General features: G+C 71.6%; 15 protein-coding genes. 10 read left to right on the forward strand and 5 right to left on the reverse strand.

Annotated features, from left to right (window positions below):
* Positions 1–55: 55 nt before the first annotated feature.
* From murD to ACK4SG_RS02875, 3 genes are read right to left on the reverse strand one after another with little or no spacing between them, the layout of a single operon-like run.
* Positions 56–1,453, reverse strand: coding sequence for a UDP-N-acetylmuramoyl-L-alanine--D-glutamate ligase (gene murD, locus ACK4SG_RS02865; protein WP_409599725.1), 1,398 nt, complete (start codon positions 1,451–1,453; stop codon positions 56–58).
* Positions 1,454–1,457: 4 nt separating this feature from the next.
* Positions 1,458–2,834 (reverse strand): UDP-N-acetyl-alpha-D-muramoyl-L-alanyl-L-glutamate epimerase, encoded by a 1,377-nt coding sequence (murL, locus tag ACK4SG_RS02870; protein WP_409599489.1) that lies wholly within the window; start codon positions 2,832–2,834, stop codon positions 1,458–1,460.
* A 25-nt stretch (positions 2,835–2,859) separates the two neighbouring features.
* Positions 2,860–5,478, reverse strand: coding sequence for a bifunctional aspartate kinase/diaminopimelate decarboxylase (locus ACK4SG_RS02875; RefSeq protein WP_409599491.1), 2,619 nt, complete (start codon positions 5,476–5,478; stop codon positions 2,860–2,862).
* Positions 5,479–5,568: 90 nt separating this feature from the next.
* On the opposite strand from ACK4SG_RS02875, the gene ACK4SG_RS02880 reads away from it, so the two are divergent.
* A complete protein-coding gene (locus tag ACK4SG_RS02880; protein WP_409599493.1) occupies positions 5,569–6,432 on the forward strand; it encodes a PhzF family phenazine biosynthesis protein in 864 nt (287 codons plus the stop codon).
* Between the two features lie 30 nt (positions 6,433–6,462).
* Positions 6,463–7,344: a PhzF family phenazine biosynthesis protein gene (locus tag ACK4SG_RS02885; protein ID WP_409599496.1), complete on the forward strand. Its 882-nt coding sequence runs from the start codon at positions 6,463–6,465 to the stop codon at positions 7,342–7,344.
* A 67-nt stretch (positions 7,345–7,411) separates the two neighbouring features.
* On the opposite strand, the gene ACK4SG_RS02890 is transcribed toward ACK4SG_RS02885, so the two are convergent.
* Entirely contained in the window at positions 7,412–9,049 is a 1,638-nt protein-coding gene (locus ACK4SG_RS02890; protein WP_409599498.1) for a serine hydrolase, read from the reverse strand.
* A 121-nt stretch (positions 9,050–9,170) separates the two neighbouring features.
* Between ACK4SG_RS02890 and ACK4SG_RS02895 the strand changes: the two genes are divergently transcribed.
* From ACK4SG_RS02895 to ACK4SG_RS02910, 4 genes are read left to right on the forward strand one after another with little or no spacing between them, the layout of a single operon-like run.
* The gene (locus ACK4SG_RS02895) at positions 9,171–10,148 is read left to right on the forward strand and encodes a DMT family transporter (RefSeq protein ID WP_409599500.1); all 978 of its coding nucleotides are present in this window, start codon (positions 9,171–9,173) and stop codon (positions 10,146–10,148) included.
* 33 nt (positions 10,149–10,181) lie between these two features.
* On the forward strand, positions 10,182–11,789 hold the full coding sequence (locus ACK4SG_RS02900) for an AAA family ATPase (protein WP_409599502.1): 1,608 nt from the start codon (positions 10,182–10,184) through the stop codon (positions 11,787–11,789).
* Positions 11,790–11,793: 4 nt separating this feature from the next.
* A complete protein-coding gene (locus ACK4SG_RS02905; RefSeq protein ID WP_409599504.1) occupies positions 11,794–12,444 on the forward strand; it encodes a general secretion pathway protein GspB in 651 nt (216 codons plus the stop codon).
* Positions 12,445–12,483: 39 nt separating this feature from the next.
* Positions 12,484–12,705, forward strand: coding sequence for an RNA-binding S4 domain-containing protein (locus tag ACK4SG_RS02910; protein WP_409599506.1), 222 nt, complete (start codon positions 12,484–12,486; stop codon positions 12,703–12,705).
* A 60-nt stretch (positions 12,706–12,765) separates the two neighbouring features.
* Here the strand turns inward: ACK4SG_RS02910 and ACK4SG_RS02915 are convergent, their stop codons facing one another.
* Positions 12,766–13,902 (reverse strand): hypothetical protein, encoded by a 1,137-nt coding sequence (locus ACK4SG_RS02915; protein WP_409599508.1) that lies wholly within the window; start codon positions 13,900–13,902, stop codon positions 12,766–12,768.
* 268 nt (positions 13,903–14,170) lie between these two features.
* Between ACK4SG_RS02915 and ACK4SG_RS02920 the strand changes: the two genes are divergently transcribed.
* Genes ACK4SG_RS02920 through ACK4SG_RS02935 form a run of 4 tightly spaced genes read left to right on the forward strand, consistent with a single transcriptional unit; the run spans position 14,171 to position 18,517 of the window.
* A complete protein-coding gene (locus ACK4SG_RS02920) occupies positions 14,171–14,824 on the forward strand; it encodes a methylamine utilization protein (RefSeq protein ID WP_409599510.1) in 654 nt (217 codons plus the stop codon).
* A gap of 2 nt (positions 14,825–14,826) precedes the next feature.
* Entirely contained in the window at positions 14,827–17,208 is a 2,382-nt protein-coding gene (locus tag ACK4SG_RS02925; RefSeq protein ID WP_409599512.1) for a putative bifunctional diguanylate cyclase/phosphodiesterase, read from the forward strand.
* Entirely contained in the window at positions 17,205–18,089 is an 885-nt protein-coding gene (locus ACK4SG_RS02930) for a DUF3034 family protein (RefSeq protein ID WP_409599514.1), read from the forward strand. Before ACK4SG_RS02925 ends, ACK4SG_RS02930 begins: the two co-directional genes overlap by 4 nt.
* A complete protein-coding gene (locus ACK4SG_RS02935) occupies positions 18,089–18,517 on the forward strand; it encodes a group I truncated hemoglobin (protein ID WP_409599516.1) in 429 nt (142 codons plus the stop codon). The genes ACK4SG_RS02930 and ACK4SG_RS02935 overlap by 1 nt, the downstream gene beginning before the upstream one ends.
* The last annotated feature ends 76 nt before the right edge of the window (positions 18,518–18,593 follow it).

The raw sequence follows: 18,593 nt of genomic DNA on the forward strand, positions 1-18,593 counted from the left end.
TCAGGCCGCGTGAGGGCCGCAATCGCGGTACCAGCAGCCCGTCAAGCGCCCGGCGTCAGGCGATGCCCATGCCCGCGATGCCGGTAATGGCAGCCGGGTCGAAGCCGGCCAGCTCGGCGAAATGGCGGCCGCGCGCCACGTAGTTGCGGTACGGCCCGAAGCTGGGCGCGCCGGGCGAGAGCAGCACCACGCCGCCCGGCGGCAGCGCCGCGCGCGCCTGGGCCATCGCATCGGCAAGGTCCGTCGCCGCGAGCAGCGCGAACCCGGCCTGCGCGGCCACCGGCGCCAGCAGGGCGTGGATGCGCGGCCCGTTCTGGCCCATGGTCACCACGGCGCGCGGCGCACGGGTGCGCATGGCCTCGGCGAACGCGTCCCACGGCAGCCCGCGGTCATGGCCGCCCACCAGCACGGCCACCGGGCGGTCGGCGTACAGCGCCAGCGCCGCCAGCGTGGCCATGGGCGTGGTGCTGATCGAGTCGTTGACGTACAGCAGGCCGCCGCGCTCGCCCAGCGGCTGCAGGCGGTTGGGCAACGGCTGGAAGCCGGCCGCCTGCGGCGCCAGCGCCACCGCGTCCAGCCCGAAGGCTTCCAGCGCGGTGAGCACGGCGCACAGGTTGCCGCGGTTGTGGCGGCCGGGCAGCGGCAGCTGCGCCGTGTCCATCACGTGCTGGTCGCCGCGGTACAGCGCGTCGCCGCGCAGGTGCCAGCCGCGCGCATCGCCGTACCATCGGATCTGGCTGTCGGGCAGCGCCAGCGTGGCCAGCAGCGGGTCGGCGGCGTTGAGCACGGCGATCCGCGGCCGCGCCCGGGTCACCAGCGCCAGCTTGTCGGCGATGTACTGCGCCTCGCTGCCGTGCCAGTCCAGATGCTCGGGGTGCAGGTTGGTGACGATGGCCACCTGCGGCCGCACGCCGGAGGCCGCCACATCGCCGGTCTGGTAGCTGGACAGCTCGATCGCCCACGCCTCCGCCGACGCATCCAGCAGCTCCAGCAGCGGCAGGCCGATGTTGCCGGCCAGCGCGGTGCGCAGCCCGGCCGCCCGCAGCAGGTGCGCCAGCAGTGCAGTCGTGGTGCTCTTGCCCTTGGTGCCGGTGACGCAGAGCGCATTGGCGATGGCGCCGTCCGCATCCGCGCGCTCGGCGAACCACAGCGCGGTGCCGCCGAGGAACCGGGTGCCGCGCTGCGCCGCGAAGGTCGCCTCCGGCCGGTACGGGCTGATGCCCGGCGATTTCACCACCACCTCGAACGCGGCCAGCCGCTCGCCGGTGGCCGCGTGGTCCAGCACCAGCAGCGGGTCGCCCAGCGCAGCGGCATCGGCGGCCTCGTCCTGACTGCAGAACAGGGTCAACGGCTGGCCGGGCAGGCGTGCGCGCAGTGCGGCGTGGGCGGCCTTGCCTTCATGGCCCCAGCCCCACAGCGCCACGCGCCGGCCCGCCAGGTCGGCGATCCGCACGACCTCAGGCAGCGAAGCGGACACGCAGGCGATCCCACAGCGCGGCGGGGATGCGGTGTTCCTCGTCCAGCGCCAGCAGCGGCGCAAGCGCCAATTCGTCCGCGTCCAGCTGCGGCGCGATCTGGCGGGCGAAACGCTGCACCACCGCGTCCTCGCGCCAGTCCGGGCGCTGCGCCAGCGCGGCCATCGCAGCGCGCGACTCGCGGCCCTCGCCCACGCACTCGAACGGTTTGTGGTCCTGGAACTCCAGCAGCGCATCGAAGCCCGGGATCTGCGCGGGGTCATCCAGCAGGTTGCGGCCAACGATGCCAACCAGCCGCAGCTTGGACATGAATGGCGCCAGCGCGAGGAACACGAAGTGGCACTTCGGGCAGACCCCGCACCAGCGGCTGGTGGGGCGCTCGCCCAGGATGTGGAAATTGCGGTTGCAGCTGGAGAAATGCGCGTCGTAGCGGTCGGTCCTGGCGAACTGCCGCGCCACTGCCAGCTCGCTCAGCGGCCGCAGCAGCGAGTAGTACTGCAGGTCGGCGGCCACATGCGACTGCAGGTAGTCGCCAAACGCCGACTCGAACGCCCAGCCCTTCGACCACTGGTGGTTGACCTCGTTGGTGACGCGGCCGTCATCGGACACGATCAGCGAGCCGTAGCTGGCCGAGCGCTCGTTGGAGAACACCACCTGGTCCACGCCAAGCAGCACCGCGGCAAAGGCCATGATCGCGGAGTTCACCGCGGTTACCGGGATGTGGCCGTTCCACGCGCCCTGGCGGTTGAACTCGAACAGCTGCGGCGCCAGCTGGCGGCCGATGTTGAGCGTCGGCAGCCCGGTGTGTGCGGCACAGGCGGCGATCAGCTGCGAACCGCCGATCCACGTCACCGTCTGGGCGACGCCTTCGGCGCGCAGCGCCTCGATGCTGACCAGCGAGTCCTTGCCGCCCCCAATGGCAACCAGCGCGTGCGGGCGCAGGCCCAACGCGGGCGCGGGCGGCGCCGGCGCGGCCTCCGCGGGGAAGCGCAGCCGGTCGCGCAGGTCCAGCCCGTTGCGGTAGGCGAATTCGCCCAGGCCGTTGCGGTACACGCTTTCCAGCAGCGCGGCGGTGGCGGCGTCAATGGCGTAGCCGTCGATGCGGATGTCGTCCGGCACCGCCGCCTTGTAGTAGCTCACGCCAGCGATCAGGTGCAGCAGGCGCAGCGCGCGTTCGACGGCCGCGGCGCGCGCGGCATCAAGCACGAACGGCGCGCCGGGCACGGTCACCGTCTCGACCAGCTCGGGGCCATCGTCGAAGGCGTACGCCAGCTGCGCGATGCCCGTCTGCGCGTCGAAGCTGCACCGCACGAAGCGGAAGGCGCGGATGGCGTCGCGGTGGAAGGTCCAGTCGGTCATGGGGATCCGTTGCGTGCGCGGCGTGTCAGGGGCTGCCGGCGAGAATGTCTTCCGCCGGCAACGTGCGCAGATTGTAGGCGCTGGCCATGCTGAAGCCGTAGGCGCCGGCGTCCGCGATCAGCATCACGTCGTCCGGCGCGGTGGCCGCGGGCAGCTTGACCCGGTGGCCGAACACGTCGCTGGACTCGCAGATGGGGCCCACCACGTCGAAGTCGCGGACGGCGCCGTCGTCGAGGCGGGACAGGTTGTGGATGTCGTGCCAGGCGTCGTACAGCGCCGGCCGAATCAGCGCGTTCATGCCGGCATCCAGGCCAACCCGCAGCACGCCGTCCTTCTCCACCACCTGGGTCGCGCGCGCCAGCAGCACGCCGGCTTCGGCCACCAGGAAGCGGCCGGGCTCGATCGCCAGCTTGAACGCCGCGTGCACCTGGCGGATGGCCGCCAGCCCCGCCGCCCAGGCGTCGAGGTCGAACGGCTCGTCGTCATCGCTGTAGGGAATCGGCAGGCCGCCGCCGATGTCCAGCACGTCCACGCTGCCGATGCGCCGCGCGAAGCCGGCCAGCTCGTCCACCACTTCCTGCCAGTGGCCGACCGTCTCGATGCCGCTGCCCAGGTGCGCGTGCAGGCCGGTGATGCGCACGTCCAGCGCGCGCGCGGCGTCCACGAATTCGTCCACCCGCTGCGCCGACAGGCCGAACTTGGCCTCCTTGCCGCCGGTATTGACCTTCTGGTGGTGCCCATCGCCGTGGCCGAGGTCGATGCGCAGCCACAGCGCGCGGCCGCGGAACACGTCCGGCCAGCGCTGCAACAGCTCCACGTTGTCCACGGTGACGGTGACCCCGCGCGCCAGCGCCGCCGCGTATTCGGCGATCGGCGCGAAGCTGGGAGTGAACAGCACGCGGGCCGGGTCGAGGCCGGGCACCGCCGCGAAGGCGCGCTCCACCTCGCCCAGCGACACGCATTCCAGGCCGAAGCCTTCGTCCACCAGCGCGCGCAGCAACGCCGGGTGCGGGTTGGCCTTGATCGCGTAATAGCGGCGATCCACCGCGGCGATCGCCTGCAGTTGGCGCGCGCGCGCCAGTACCGTCGGCAGGTGGTAGGCGTAGCGTGGGGTGGCGCCCTGCGCCAGCTGCAGCAGCGCCTGGCGCGCCTGCGGGGCCCGCCACCACGGCGTCGGCCGCGGCCGGAACGTGCCCTCGATCTCGCGCCAGCGCGGGCCGAACACCTCCGCCTCGTGCACCGGCATGGCACCCGAGTCGATCAGCGCGGCGTGCAGCTTGGGCAGCATGCCGTCGGCCGCGGCCTCGTCCACCACGAAGGTCAGGTTGAGGTCGTTCGACGACTGCGACACCAGGTGCACGTTCTCGCGCCCGAACATCGCCCACACGTCCTGCAGCTTGTACAGCAGCGAGCGCATGCCGCGCCCGACCAGGGTGATGGCGGCGCAGGGCGCGATCACCTTGACCCGGCAGATCTCGGCAAGGTCCGCCGACAGCGCCGCCAGCACGTCGGTGGTGACCAGGTTCTCGGACGGGTCCAGCGACACCGTGACGTTGGTTTCCGCCGAACCGATCATGTCCACCGACAGGCCGTGGCGCTTGAAGCGCTCGAAGATGTCGGCCAGGAAGCCCACCTGCTGCCACATGCCGATGCTTTCCATCGACACAAGCACGATGCCGTTGCGGCGGCTGATCGCCTTCACGCCCGGCACCGGCGCCGCGGTGTCATCGATGCGGGTGCCCGGCAGGTGCGGCCGCCCGGTGTCCAGGATCGCCATCGGCACGCCGCTGTTGCGGCACGGCCGCAGCGACCGCGGGTGCAGGACCTTGGCGCCGGTGGTGGAGATTTCCTGCGCTTCGTAATAATCCAGCCGGGTCAGCAGGCGTGCGTCGGGCACGTCGCGCGGGTTGGCGCTGAACATGCCGGGCACGTCGGTCCAGATCTCCACCCGGCGTGCGCCCAGCAGCGCACCGAAGTAGGCGGCCGAGGTGTCGGAGCCGCCGCGGCCCAGGATCGCGGTGCCGCCATCGTGGTGACGGGCGATGAACCCTTGGGTGATCAGCACCCGGCTGGGCTGGGCCGCGAACCGCGCGCGCCAGCTGCCATCGGCCTGCCACTGGCAGTTCACCGACAACCGCTGCGCCCATGCACTCTGGTTGGGCTGCGGCGGCAGCGCTTCGAGCCAGTCGCGGGCGTCCATCCAGCCGATGTCCAGGCCCTGCGCACGCAGATAGGCGGCGCCGAGCGTGGAGGAGAGCAGCTCGCCCTGCCCCAGCACCTCCGCCTGCCAGTCCAGCGGTCGCGTCGAAGCCCGCGGATCGTCCAGCAGGCCACGCAGGGAGGCCAGCCGCGTGCCCAGCACGGCGTCCGCGTCCAGCCCGAGTTCGACCGCGAAGTCGCGGTGGCGCGCCTCCAACTGCGCCACGCGCGCGGCCGCATCCTCCGCGCCGTCGGCGATCGCGGTCAGCGCGTTGGTGACGCCGGACAGCGCCGACACCACCACCAGCACCCGCGCCTGCTCGTCGCGCATGCGTGCCGCAGCCAGCGTCCCGATGTTGTCCCAGCGTGAGCGTTTCGAGACCGAGGTGCCCCCGAACTTGAGCACCAGCCAGCGATCGTCGGACGCGCGGAAAGATGTGGACATGGGTCCTGGTCGGAAGCAGGGAAAGGATGCCGCGCTTGGCGGACCTGCGGCATTCTAGCGGCCTCTTCCGCCACCTTGACGCATCGCAACATGGCACGTCGTTATATGCAGCTGGACGTTTTCGCCGCCCGCCCCGGCCAGGGCAACCCGCTGGGCGTGGTGCTGGACGCGCAGGACCTGGACACCGCGGCGATGCAGGCGCTGGCCGCCTGGCTGAACCTGTCGGAAACCGTGTTCTTCCTGCCGCCGGACCCCGGCGCCGACTACCGCATCCGCATCTTCACCCCCGGCAGCGAGTTGCCGTTCGCCGGCCATCCCAGCGTGGGCGCGGCCTGGGCCGCAGTGCAGCTGGGCCTGGCCCGGCCGCGCGACGGCGCGCTGGTGCAGCAGTGCGGCGCCGGCCTGCTGCCGGTGCGCATCGCCGAGGACGGCGGCCGCCGGGTCGCCGCCGTGCGCAGCCCGCGCGGCCAGGAACGCGCCCGCCAGGCCGCGCCGCTGCCGGCCGGGCTGGATGCCCTGGCCGCCCCGGGCACCGACGCCGCGCTGTGGGACAACGGCCCGCGCTGGTGGCTGGTGGAAGCGGCATCCGCCGCGGCGCTGCGGGCATTCCGGCCCGACTTCGCCGCGCTGGCGGCCTGGACCAACGCCACCCACGCCACCGGGGTGGCCGCCTTCGCCGCGGAGGCTGCACCGACCCACCAGCTGGCGGTGCGTGCGTTCTGCCCGGGCGATGCCGTCAACGTGCCGGAGGACCCGGTCACGGGCAGCGCCAACGCCGTGGTCGCCGCCTGGCTGCATGCGCAGGGGCGGCTGCCGGGCGGTGGCGACTACATCGCCAGCCAGGGCCGCGAACTGGGGCGCGACGGCCGCGTGGCGGTGCGGGTGGACGACGCCGGCGAGGTCTGGATCGGCGGCCACGTGCAACAGGTGATCGACGGGACGCTGGACTGGTAACCTGCGCGCCCCCTCCGACGGCCCTTCCCCATGCTGCGCCGCTTCGTGCAACTCGATGTCTTCGCCTCGCGCCCGGGCGCTGGCAATCCCCTCGCGGTGGTGCTGGACGCACGGGGACTGGACGACGCCACCCTGCAGGCCATCGCACGCTGGACGCGGCTGCCGGAGACCACCTTCGTGTTCCCGCCCACCACGCCGGAGGCCACTCACCGCATCCGCATCTTCAGCCCGCGCCGGGAAGTGCCGTTCGCCGGCCACCCCAGCGTCGGCACCGCCTACGCCCTGCTGGACGCGGGCCTGGTCACGCCCCGCGACGGCCTGCTGGTGCAGGAAGGCATCGCCGGCCTGCTGCCGCTGCGCGTGCGCGGCGAAGGCACGTCACGCACGGTGGCGGTGCGTACGCCGCGGGCCCGCGTGCAGGAGATCGCCGCAGCCGACGATACCCGCCTGGCCGCCGCCTTGGCCGGGCTGGAACTGGGCGCGCTGCCGCCCGTGCTGATGGACGGCGGCCGCCGCTGGTGGCTGGCGGAACTCGCCAGCGAAGCGCACCTGCGCAGCGCCGCCCCGAACTGGGATGCCATCGCCGCGCTGGCCGAGGCCACCGACAGCATGGGATTGTTCGTCTACGCGCGCAGCAATGATCCGGTCTACCACTACGCCGTGCGCGCCTTCGTCGGCGCGCCGGCCCGCTTCGAGGACGCCGCCTCCGGTGCCGCCAACGCCACTCTGGCGGCCTGGCTGGCCGAGCGCGGCGCCCTGCCCGGCAAGGACGGCTTCTACCGCGTGAGCCAAGGCCGCGAAGTGGGCCATGACGCCATCATCGAACTCACCGTCGACGCCGACGGCGAAGTGTGGTCGGGCGGCCGCGCAACCTGCGTGGTGACGGGCACGCTGGACTGGCCGGGCACCTGACGCCAGCCCGGCATGCGATGCCGCCGCGTGGAATCCGCCAGGCGCACCCGGCGCACCCGGCGCGTCATCAGCGGGCCGCGACCGGCGCCAGCCGCAAATCCTGGAAGTCGAAGCTGAAATCGGTCAGCGGCGACACCGGCTCCATCCGCACCTCGCGGATCGCGCCGTCGGCATCCAGCGAGAAGTTGACGAAGGCGTCGGCGTTCAGGCCGCGGTCGCGCCAGCGCACGATAAAGCTGTCGTGCTGCCAGTGCTCGATGTCACCCAGCAGCTCGGCGGTCTTGCTGAACTGCATTTCCAGCCCGTTCTTGCCCTGCCGGATGATGACGTCGCCGTACCACGGGTCGCGGTAGGTGCCGGCGTACTTCGCCAGCGGCAGCGAGGGCTTGCTGTTGGGATCGCGCGCGGCGACGTGCTTCTGCCAGTCCTCGTCGGCATTGCCCTGCGCCTTGGCGAACGCGGCGGCATAGCCCTTCAGCCAGTCGTGACCGGTCAGCCCCAGCATCATGTCCATCGCTTCGTAGGTGATCGCGTTGAACGCCACGCCCACCTCAGCGCTGGTCAGCACCACTACGCCGATCTTGTCGTTCGGCAACAGGGTCAGCCGCGAGACCTGGCCCGGCCAGCCGCCGGTATGCCAGACCAGCTTGTGGCCGGCATAGTCGGACACCTGCCAGCCCTGCGCGTAGCCCATCGCGTTCGGGGTGGCCGCGGCCAGCTCGGGGATGGAGGGCTTGCCCACCGGGATCGGCGTCAGCACCGACCACATCTCGCGCTGGCGCTGCTCGGAGAACAGCCGCTTGCCGCCGCTGCCGGGAATCACGCCGCCGGCCAGCTGGACGTTCATCCACTTGGCCAGGTCGTGCACGCTGGAATAGATGCCGCCGGCGCCGGAGACGTTGCGCCAGCTGGTCACGCCCACCGGGCGCAACTCCTTGAAATCGAACTTGGCATGGCCGGTGGCGACGTTGTCGCCCGGCTTGAGGTCGTCGCTGTTGTAGCGGGTTTCCGTCATCCCCAGCGGCTGCCAGATGCGGGTCTGCAGGAACTGCTTGAACGGCATCCCCGAGGCGGCCTCCACCACCAGCCCGGCCACGCCGAACAGGATGTTGTCGTAGGCGTACTGCTCGCGGAAGCCGCCGGTCAGCGGCACGTCCTTCAGGCGTTCGGCGACTTCGCGGGTGGAATACGTGGTGGTGGGCCAGTACAGCAGGTCGCCGGCGCCCAGGCTCAGGCCGCTGCGGTGCGCCAGCAGGTCGCGGATGCGCATCTCGCGGGTGACGTAGGCATCGCTCATGCGGAACCACGGCAGGTGGTCGATGACCCGGTCGGTGGTCTTCAGCTTGCCGTCGTCCTGCAACATGTTCAGCGACGCGGCGGTGAACGCCTTGGTGTTGGAGGCGATGGCGAACATGGTGTGTTCGTCCACCTTGGCCGGCTTGCCCAGCTCGCGCACGCCGTAGCCGCGCGCCAGCACCACCTGGCCGTCCTTGACGATGGCCACCGCCACGCCGGGCACGTCGAACTGCTTCTGCACCGCGGCGACGAAGGCATCGAAGCGCGCCAGCCGTGCCGCGTCGGGCAACTGCGCAGACAGCGGCGCCGCGGTGTCGTCAATGCGGATCGGCGGCGCCTGCTGCGCCAGCACCGGGGTGGCGGCGCTCAGGGTCAAGGCCAGGGCCAGGGCGAGCGGGGCGATGCGCATGATGGGGCGTCCTCGGGATCGAAAGCCCGAGTATGCCGGCGCCACCGCGACGGTGCGATCCGCCATCGGTCATGCCGGCAGCCGTTGCGCGCCCAGCCCTGCGCCCCCGGATAATGCGCGCATGCGAACCCCCGACACCACCCGCGCCCTCTGGCAAATCCACTTCTGCGTACTCCTGTGGGGGTTCACCGCCATCCTTGGGAAATTGATCTCGCTACCGGCGCTGCCGCTGGTGTGGTGGCGGATGTTGATCGTGGTGGCAGCACTGGCGCTGCTGCCGCGGGTGTGGCGCAGCCTGCGCGCGATGCCGGTGCGCACCCGCTGGGCCTATGCCGGCATCGGCGCGCTGGTGGCCTTGCACTGGCTGACGTTCTACGGCGCGATCAAGCTGGCCAATGCCTCGGTGGCGGCCACCTGCATCGCGTTCGCCACGCCGATGACCGCGCTGGTGGAGCCGCTGCTCACCCGCCAGCGCTTCCGCCCCGGCGACCTGCTGCTGGGCCTGGCGGCATTGCCTGGCATCTGGCTGGTGGTGGGCGGCGTGCCGGCGGGCATGCACGCGGGCATCGTGGCGGGCGTGGTGTCGGCATTTTTCGTCGCCCTGTTCGGCAGCCTCAACAAACGCATGGTCGAGGCGGGGGACCCGCTCACCGTGACCGCACTGGAACTAGGTGCCGGCACCCTCACCCTGACCCTGCTGGCGCCGCTGATGCCGATGCTGGTGCCGGCCTTCGCAGGCCCGCTGCTGGTGCTGCCCTCGGCGCAGGACGCGCTGTGGCTGGGCCTGCTGTCGCTGGCCTGCACGCTGCTGCCGTTCGCGCTGTGCCTGGTGGCACTGCGCCACCTGTCGGCATTTACCGCGCAACTGTCGATCAACCTCGAACCGGTTTATGCCATCGCGCTGGCGGCGGTGCTGTTCGGCGAACAGCAGGAACTGGCGCCCCGCTTCTACGGCGGCGTGGCCATCATCCTGGGCGTGGTGTTCGCGCAGGGACTGCTGGCGGCCCGACGCGCCCCCGCCGAGCACGCCGAGCACGCCGAGCACGCGGAGCACGCGGAACTGCTGGGCGTCAGCGAAGCCAAGCAGGTTGCGGAATGAGCGGACACAGCACCGCCGTGGCAGGCTAGTGGTATGTACCTGCGCCACTACGGCCTGCAAGCGCCGCCGTTCTCGATCACGCCGGACCCGCGCTTCGTCCATCTGGGCGAACGCCACCGCGACGCACTGGCGCACCTGTTGTTTGGCATCGACAAGGGCGGCGGCGGCGGCTTCGTGCAGCTGACCGGCGAGGTGGGCACCGGCAAGACCACGCTGAGCCGTTTGCTGCTGGAGCAATTGCCCGCGCATGCGCGGGTGGCGCTGGTGCTGAACCCGCGGCAGTCGCCGGTGGAGTTGCTGGAGACGATCTGCGAGGAATTGCGGATCGACGTGGCAGCGCGTCGCGGTAGCGCCAAGGCGCTCGTGGATGCGCTCAATGCGTACCTGCTGGAAGCCTATGCGCAGGGCCTGCGGGTGGTCCTGCTGATCGACGAGGCGCAGGACCTGCCCACCGACACGCTGGAGCAGGTGCGCCTGCTGACCAACCTGGAAACCGACACCCAGAAATTGCTGCAGATCCTGCTGCTGGGCCAACCGGAACTGCGCGAACAGCTGGCACGCCCGGAGCTGCGGCAACTGGCGCAGCGCATCACCGCGCGCTATCACCTGCTGCCGCTGGATCTGGCCGAGACCGAGGCCTACCTGCGCCACCGCTGGCGGGTAGCCGGCGGCACCCGCTTCCCGTTTGACGCCAAGGCGATCCGCCGCCTGCACCAGCGGGCCGGCGGCATCCCGCGCCTGCTCAACGTGATCGCCGAGCGCGCCCTGCTGGCCGGCTACGCGCGCGATGCCGCGGACATCGATGCAAAACTGGTGGACCTTGCCGCCGATGAGGTGCTACCCGCGCCCGCCCGGGCGCGCCATCGACGCCGGCAGCTTGCGGGTGCGCTCGCCGCGGCCGCGTTGGCCGTGATCGCGGCCGTCTGGTGGTGGCCGCATCCGACGCCCGTGCAGGCCACTTCGCCGCACCCGGTAGCGGCCGCCACGCCTGCCGCGCCGCCGATGCCGCCGCCCGCCATCGCCACCGCCGATGCCGCCACGCTGCGCGCGCTGCTGCTGGCCGCACCGAACACACCGGCACCCGCCTGGCGCACGCTGCTGGGGCTGTGGTCGCTGCCTGCCGCGGCAATCACCGTGGATTCCGCTGGCCCCTGCACGCCCGCTGCAGACCAGCCCGGACTGCACTGCGTACAGGGCCGTGCCCGCCTGGAGACGCTGCTGGCGCTGGATCGGCCGCTGCTGTTGCCACTGCGCGACGGCGAGGCCCGCGGCTGGGCCGTGCTGCTGGGCGCGGACGCCCGCCGGGCGCGCCTGCAGCTGGGCGACCGCACGCTGGATGTCGACCGCACCCTGCTGCAGGCGCACTGGGACGGCAGCTTCGCCGGCCTGTGGCGCGGCCCGGCCGCGCTGGCCACCCCACCGCGCCCGGGCGACGGCGGCCCCGCGGTGGCGTGGCTCTGGCAGCGGCTGCAGCCCGAGGCGATGCCGGCCAGCCCGCGCTACGACCGCACCCTGCGCGAAGCAGTGCGCACGCTGCAGGTGGCGCGCGGACTACCGGCCGACGGCGTGGCGGGCAGCCTGACCCTGATGGCGCTGGCGAACGACCAGCCCGGCCCGCGCCTCATGCGCACCCTGGACTGATGCCATGTCACTGATCCTGGAAGCCCTGCGCAAATCCGAAGCGGAACGCCGACGCGACACCACGCCCGGCATCGACCTCGAACTGCCGCCGCCTGTCACGGCCGCGAGGCGCAGCGCACCGCGCTGGCCCTGGCCGGTACTGGCCGGCACGCTGGTGCTCGCCCTGCTGGGCCTGTGGGCCGGTCTGCACCGCACCACGCCGGCCGAAGCGGCAACCGGGACGATGATGACGCCGGCCACCCCCGCTGCCGGCCCCGCGCTAGCGGACATGCCGCGCGTGGTGCCGCGCACCGCGCCACCCGCACCCACCGCCACCGCAAACCCAGCGCCTGCTGCGACCGCGCCCATCGCCTTCCGCGACGCATCCCCGCCGCCCGCTGCACCACCGACTCCGCTTCCGGCGCCACCGGTGATGCCCCGTGCGACGGCCGCGCCGGCGGCGGACGAGGTGCCCGACATCGCCGCGACCGCGCTGCCCCCGGTCAAGTTGAGCATGCATATGTGGGATGCCGATCCGGCGCGGCGCTTCGTCATCCTCGATGGCCAGCGCATGGCCGAAGGCGATCGCAGCGGCGGACTCACCGTGGTCGCCATCGACCGCCGCGGCGTGGTGATCGAGCGCGACGGCCAGCGCGCCCGCGTGCCGCTGCCCTGAGCCACGCGCACGCGCGCGGCGCGCCGTATGCTGTGCGCCATGCAGACCCTCGATTTCGAACTCGACCGCGACTTCGTCGAACTCAACCAGCTGCTCAAGCTGGTCGGCCTGTGCGACTCCGGCGGCGCCGGCAAGCAGCTGGTGGCCAGCGGCGCCGTGCAGGTGGACGGCGCGGTGGAGTTGCGCAAGACCGCCAAGCTCCGCGCCGGCCAACGGGTGCGTGTCAGCGACGTGGAAATCCGCGTACTGCCTGCAAGGTGACGTCACCCACCGGGCACAACGGCAGGCGTGGGGCCGGCTGGGGTGCCGGCGCCCAAGGCATCACGGGGTCGCCACCCCCGAAGCGTTTTCGCCACCGGCCTCATGCTCGGCCTCCTGGCTGCCGCCGGTGGCGGTGTCCGGGGACACTGCCGCGCCCGGCGCCAGCGGATCGGCCGGCCCCGGCATCGCCAGCACCGCGCCGTCCAGTTCGGCCATCGGGCTTTCGATCGGGCACTTCGGATCGGGGAAGCCGTAGCGTTCGCGCAGGGCCAGGCCGCAGGCATTGATGTCGGCGACGTCCTGGTGGGCGGCATCGGCCGGCGCCACGCATTGTTGCTCGTAGGCACGACGGAAGTTGTCGCGGCGGCGCAGGAACTCGGTGCCGCAGCGGCGGGCCAGGCGGATCCGGTCGAGGTCGTCCTCCACCGCGTTGGGGCCTGCCAGCCCGAACGCCTCCAGTTCCTGGTCGGCGAGGATGCGCAGGGTGCGGTTGGGCACCGTGGTCATGAGGTCATAGACCTCGATCGAGGCGCCGTTGCGCTCCAGATAATTGCGCAGGTCATCGCTGATCCGGCGCAATTCCTCGCCCAGCTCCTTGCGCGAAGTGGCCGAGGAGCGCAGGCGGATCATCCGGTGGATGCCCACCGGCCCCACGATCACCCGCATGTCGCCGGCTGCCAGCAGCAACACGCAGGCACTGTGGCAGACGGAATCGCCGCGCACCCAGATCGTCCAGTCGTTTTCGCCGATGGCGTCGCCGGCGCGTATGGCCGCCTCCACGCTGCCGCCACCGGAATCGATGTCCAGGATGCGCTTGCCGATGCCGAGATCCCCGGCCACCTTGCCGGCGCGCTCGGCCAGCGCGGCGAAACTGGCGGTGATCTTGCCCTTGTAGCGCAACCGCAGCAGGCCGGTGGCCCGGCAGTCCTGCATGGTCGCGCGCAGGTCGACATAGGCCAACGACAGCACCGGCCGGCCGTCGCCCTGCCGGTAATCGGCACTGCAGTCCACCCACGCATCGCCGGCCTCCAATCGCACCGGCGACCAGTCGATCTCGGCCTGCGGCTTGCGCTGGACCACCGGTGCCGGCGCCTCCGTCGGCCCGGTACTGGCGCTGGTCTGGTCGGGAGCGGGGGCGCGGCCGCAGGCGGGAAGCAGCAGCAGGGACAGCGCGGGAAGCAGCCAGCGAAGCGGCATCGAAGCATCGGGCGTGGGGGTGTGCCACCAGTCTAGGGGGTTGACGGCCCGCCCGGATAACCCCCGCGTGAATCCCGCGGACGCCCTGCGATCGTGGCGTGCGCGGATATTTCCCTCCCCATCAGCGTACTCCCCCGCGGAGCGCCGCGTGGTTGGCACAGGAGGCCTGGCGGCAGTTAGGATGGTGCCGGCCACTTCGCTCCGGGATTTCCAGATGGCACACGCCCAACACCAGGCACATCGCGGTACTGCACGACGGGGCATCCGCATGGCCCTGCTCGCGGGGACCGGCCTGCTGGCCCTGGCTGCGCAGGCAACGGAGGTGCGCATCGCGGTGCGCTCGGCCGGCAAACCGGTCGCCGACGCGGTGGCGAGCCTGCACTCGGCATCGGCCACCGCGGCCACGAAGCCCGAAGCTGCGGTGATCGACCAGCGCAATACGCAGTTCACGCCACGGGTTTCGGTGATCACCACCGGCACCCGCGTGCTGTTCCCGAACAGCGACAACGTGCGCCATCAGGTGTACTCGTTCTCACCCGCCAAGCGCTTCGAACTGCCCCTGTACAGCGGCCGCGCCGCCCCGCCCGTCACCTTCGATACTCCCGGCATTGTGGTGCTGGGCTGCAACATCCACGACTGGATGGTGGCCTACGTGGCGGTGGTCGATTCCCCCTACCACGCGATCACCGGGGCGGACGGACAGGCGCGCATCAGCGCACCCGCCGGCACTTACACGCTGCGCGTCTGGCATCCCGACATCCGCGACAACCAGCCCGTGGAGCGCAAGATCACCCTGGCCGGGGCTGCCGCGGACGCCACCGTCGATCTCGACCTGGCGCCGCAGAAAACACCGGTGGCGCCCGCCGATGACAAGCTGCGCGCGCTGCAGGAGAAATTCCGCCGGCTGAAGGAGCAACGCTGACCATGCCCGGGCGGAGACGCCTCAGCTTCGGCACCAGGCTCGTCGTCGCGCTGGTGGCCATCCTGCTGCTGATGCAGGTAGCAACGCTGCTGATCATCGACGTCGCGGTCAATCGCGCGGTGAACCGCCAGCTGGCCGCGCGCCTGGACGTGGGCGACCGCGTCTGGCACCAGCTGCAGGTGGACCGCGGCAACGAATTGACGCAGGCCGTGTCGGCATTGGCGTCGGACTTCGCATTCCGCGAGGCGGTGGCCACCGGCGATGCAAACACTGTGCTGTCCGCGCTGCTCAACCATGGCCGGCGGATCAGCGCCGATGCCTCCCTGCTGCTGGCGGGCGACGGCAGCGTGCTGGCCGGCACCCTGGACGGCGACCCCGCCGGACAGGCCAAAGCCCTGGCACCGCTGCTGGCGGAGGCCGGCGCACGCGGCAACAGCGCCGGCGTCGCTGTTCTGGACGGCGCACCGTATTCGCTGGCGATCGTGCCGGTGATGGCGCCGCAGCGGATCGGCTGGGTGGCGATGGGCAAGCGCTTCGGGGCCCAGGCGACCCGCGACTACCGCACCCTCACGGGCCTGGACGCGGCCATCGTGGTGGTGGAGGGGACGCATTGGCGGCTGGTGGCCACCAGCCTCGCTCCCGAGCAGGCCCAGGCGCTGGCCTCGATGACGGAGGTGCCGCACCAGGCCCGGACGGAAGCGCTGGCCGGGCGCAACTTCCACCTGCGCATGACCACCGCCGACCCGGCCCGTGCCGGCGCCGTGGACGTGGTCCTGCTGGCCGACGTGGACGACGCGATGCAGCCCTACCGGCGCCTGAAGCAGCAGATTCTGCTGCTGGCCACGGTGGCCGCGGCGCTGGTGCTGCTGGTATCGGTACTGGTCGGCCGCAGCGTCGCGCGCCCGGTGGCCCGGCTGGCCGCGGCAACGCGCAGGATCGAGAGCGGGGACTATGCCGAACGGCTGCCCGTAGTCGGCAACGACGAATTCGCCGATCTCGCCGGCGCGTTCAACCGCATGCAGGACGGCATCGCCGAACGCGAGATGCAGATCCGCTACCAGGCCCAGCACGACAGCCTGACAGGCCTGCCCAACCGCATGTACGCGCTGGCGCAGCTGGAACGCCTGCTGGGCCGCCACGACCGCGCGGGGCTGTCGTGCGCGGTGCTGATGATCGACCTCGACCGCTTCAAGGAAATCAACGACACGCTGGGCCACGCCTTTGGTGACAGCGTGCTGCAGCTGGTGGCGCAGCGCCTGCGCCGGGCGATCCGCAGCGGCGACCTGCTGGCGCGCCTGGGCGGCGACGAGTTCCTGGTGCTGATCGAATCCACCGACGAGGCCAGCGCCAGCGAGCGCGCGTGGGCGATCGTCAGGAGCCTGGAGGAACCGCTGGTGGTCGCCGAGCGGCAGGCGCAGGTCAGCATCGGTGCCAGCATCGGCCTGGCGCTCTACCCCGCGCACGCCGACACTGCCGACGCCCTGCTGCGGCGCGCGGACATCGCCATGTACGAAGCCAAGCAGGCACACCAGCGGGTCGCGGTCTACCAGGCAGGACGCGATGAATCGCACCTGCGCCAGATCCGCCTGATCGGCGACCTGGGCAAGGCCCGCGAACGCGGCGAATTCAAGATTGTCTACCAGCCCAAGGTGGACCTGCGCAAGCGGCAGCCGGCCCACGCCGAAGCGCTGCTGCGCTGGCGCCATCCGGAATTCGGGCCGATTCCGCCGGACGAGTTCATCCCGCTGGCCGAGCAGTGCGGGCTGATCCATGACATCACCCGCTTCGTGCTGGACGTTGGCCTGGCGCAGGTGGCGGCGTGGCGCACCGACGGGCTGGCGATCGGGCTGGCTGTCAACCTGTCCCCCATGGACCTGCTGGACGCGCAGCTGGCACAGACTGTCGCCCGACTGCTGCGCACTCATGGCGTCGCGCCGGGTGAACTTGTGCTGGAGATCACCGAAGGCACGGTGATGCGCGACGTGAAGGCCGCGATGGCCACGATGCACGCCCTGCGCGACGTCGGCGTTCGGTTGTCGATCGACGATTTCGGCACCGGCCATTCCTCGCTGGCGCAGCTGCGCAGCCTGCCGGTGGATGAGATCAAAATCGACAAGAGCTTCGTGATGCACCTGGATCAGCACCCCGAGGACACCGTGATCGTGCGGTCGGCGATCGAGATCGGCCACAACATGGGGCTGCTGGTGATCGCCGAAGGCGTGGAACAACAGGGCTCCCTGGATATCCTGCGCGACCTGCGCTGCGACATGGTGCAGGGCTACCTGTTCTCCCGGCCGCTGCCGGCGGAGGACTTCCGCCAGTGGCATGCCGCGTTCGAGGCCGACAGAATCTCCGCATCCCACCAGGACGAGCCCGCCGCATGAGCGCTTCCCGCCCCTTCCCGCGCAGACATGCAGCAGCGCTGGCCGTGGCGCTGTCGTTGGCGCTGCCCGGCGTCGCCAGCGCCGGCGACGGCCGCCTGCTGGCCACCGGCGGCGCCACCCAGGTCGAAGGCAGCGCGGGCGGCGGCATCGTGCCGTGGGCCGTGCTGTCCGGCTACGGCACCGCCGGCCAGCACGGCGGGACCGCCTTCGCCACCCGCGTGGACACCGGCGACTACGCGCTGACCAGCTACGGCGCCGCGTACGCGTGGGACAACCGGCTGGAACTGTCTTACGCGCGCCAGCGCTTCGAACTGGGCGAACTGCAGCGCCGCCTGTCGCTGCCCACCGGCCGCTTCGACGCCGAGGTGGTCGGGGCGAAGCTGCGGCTGGGCGGCGATCTGGTGTACACCACCATGCCGCAGGTCGCACTGGGGGTGCAGTACAAGCGCCAGCTGGATTTCGGGATCCCACGGGCGGTCGGCGCACGGGACGACCGCGGCATCGACGTCTACCTGTCGGCCAGCAAGCTGTTCCTTGCCGCCGTCGCCGACCGCCACCTGCTGCTCAACGCCACGCTGCGCAGCACGCGCGCCAACCAGGCCGGCCTGCTGGGCTTCGGCGGCGATCGCAAGGCAGGCCGCTCACTGGTGCTGGAAACCTCCGCGGCGGTACTGCTGGACCCGCGCTGGGCGGTCGGCGTGGAGTACCGGCAGAAGCCGAACAACCTGGGCTTCGCCCGCGAGGACGACTGGCGCGACGCCTTCGTCGCCTGGTTCCCGAACAAGCGCATCGCCGTGGTCGCGGCCTACGCCGACCTAGGCTCCATCGCCACGCTGGACCGCCAGCGCGGCGCCTACCTCTCCCTGCAGGCCTCGTTCTGATGCACCGCCATCGCACCGCATTCCTGCTGTTGGCCGCAGCCCTGCTGGTCGGCTGCGCCAGCCGCACCGTGCCGTCCTCCACCTATGCCCAGCTTGGCGGCGCCGCGGGAGTGGAGGGCATCGTCGACGACCTGCTGAACGCCATCGTGGACGACGACCGCATCAACCAGCAGTTCGCGAACGCCGACATCCTGCGGCTGCGGGAAAAACTGATCGAGCAGATCTGCGCGGAATCCGATGGCCCCTGCACCTACACCGGTCTGACCATGGAAGAGTCGCACGCCGGCCGCCACATCACCGACGCCCAGTTCAACGCGATGGTCGAGGATCTGATCCAGGTGATGACCGCCCGCGGCGTGCCGGTGGGCGCGCAGAACCGCCTGCTGCGGCGGCTGGCGCCGATGCACGGCGACATCGTCACGCCCTGAATCCATCCCCGCCATGCAGCGGCCGCGGCGATCGCGGCCGCACCTCGACGCCCCGCGCGGTGCCCGCAACTGCGAT

This window comes from Thermomonas sp., from assembly GCF_046293095.1.
Taxonomy (GTDB): Bacteria; Pseudomonadota; Gammaproteobacteria; order Xanthomonadales; family Xanthomonadaceae; genus Thermomonas.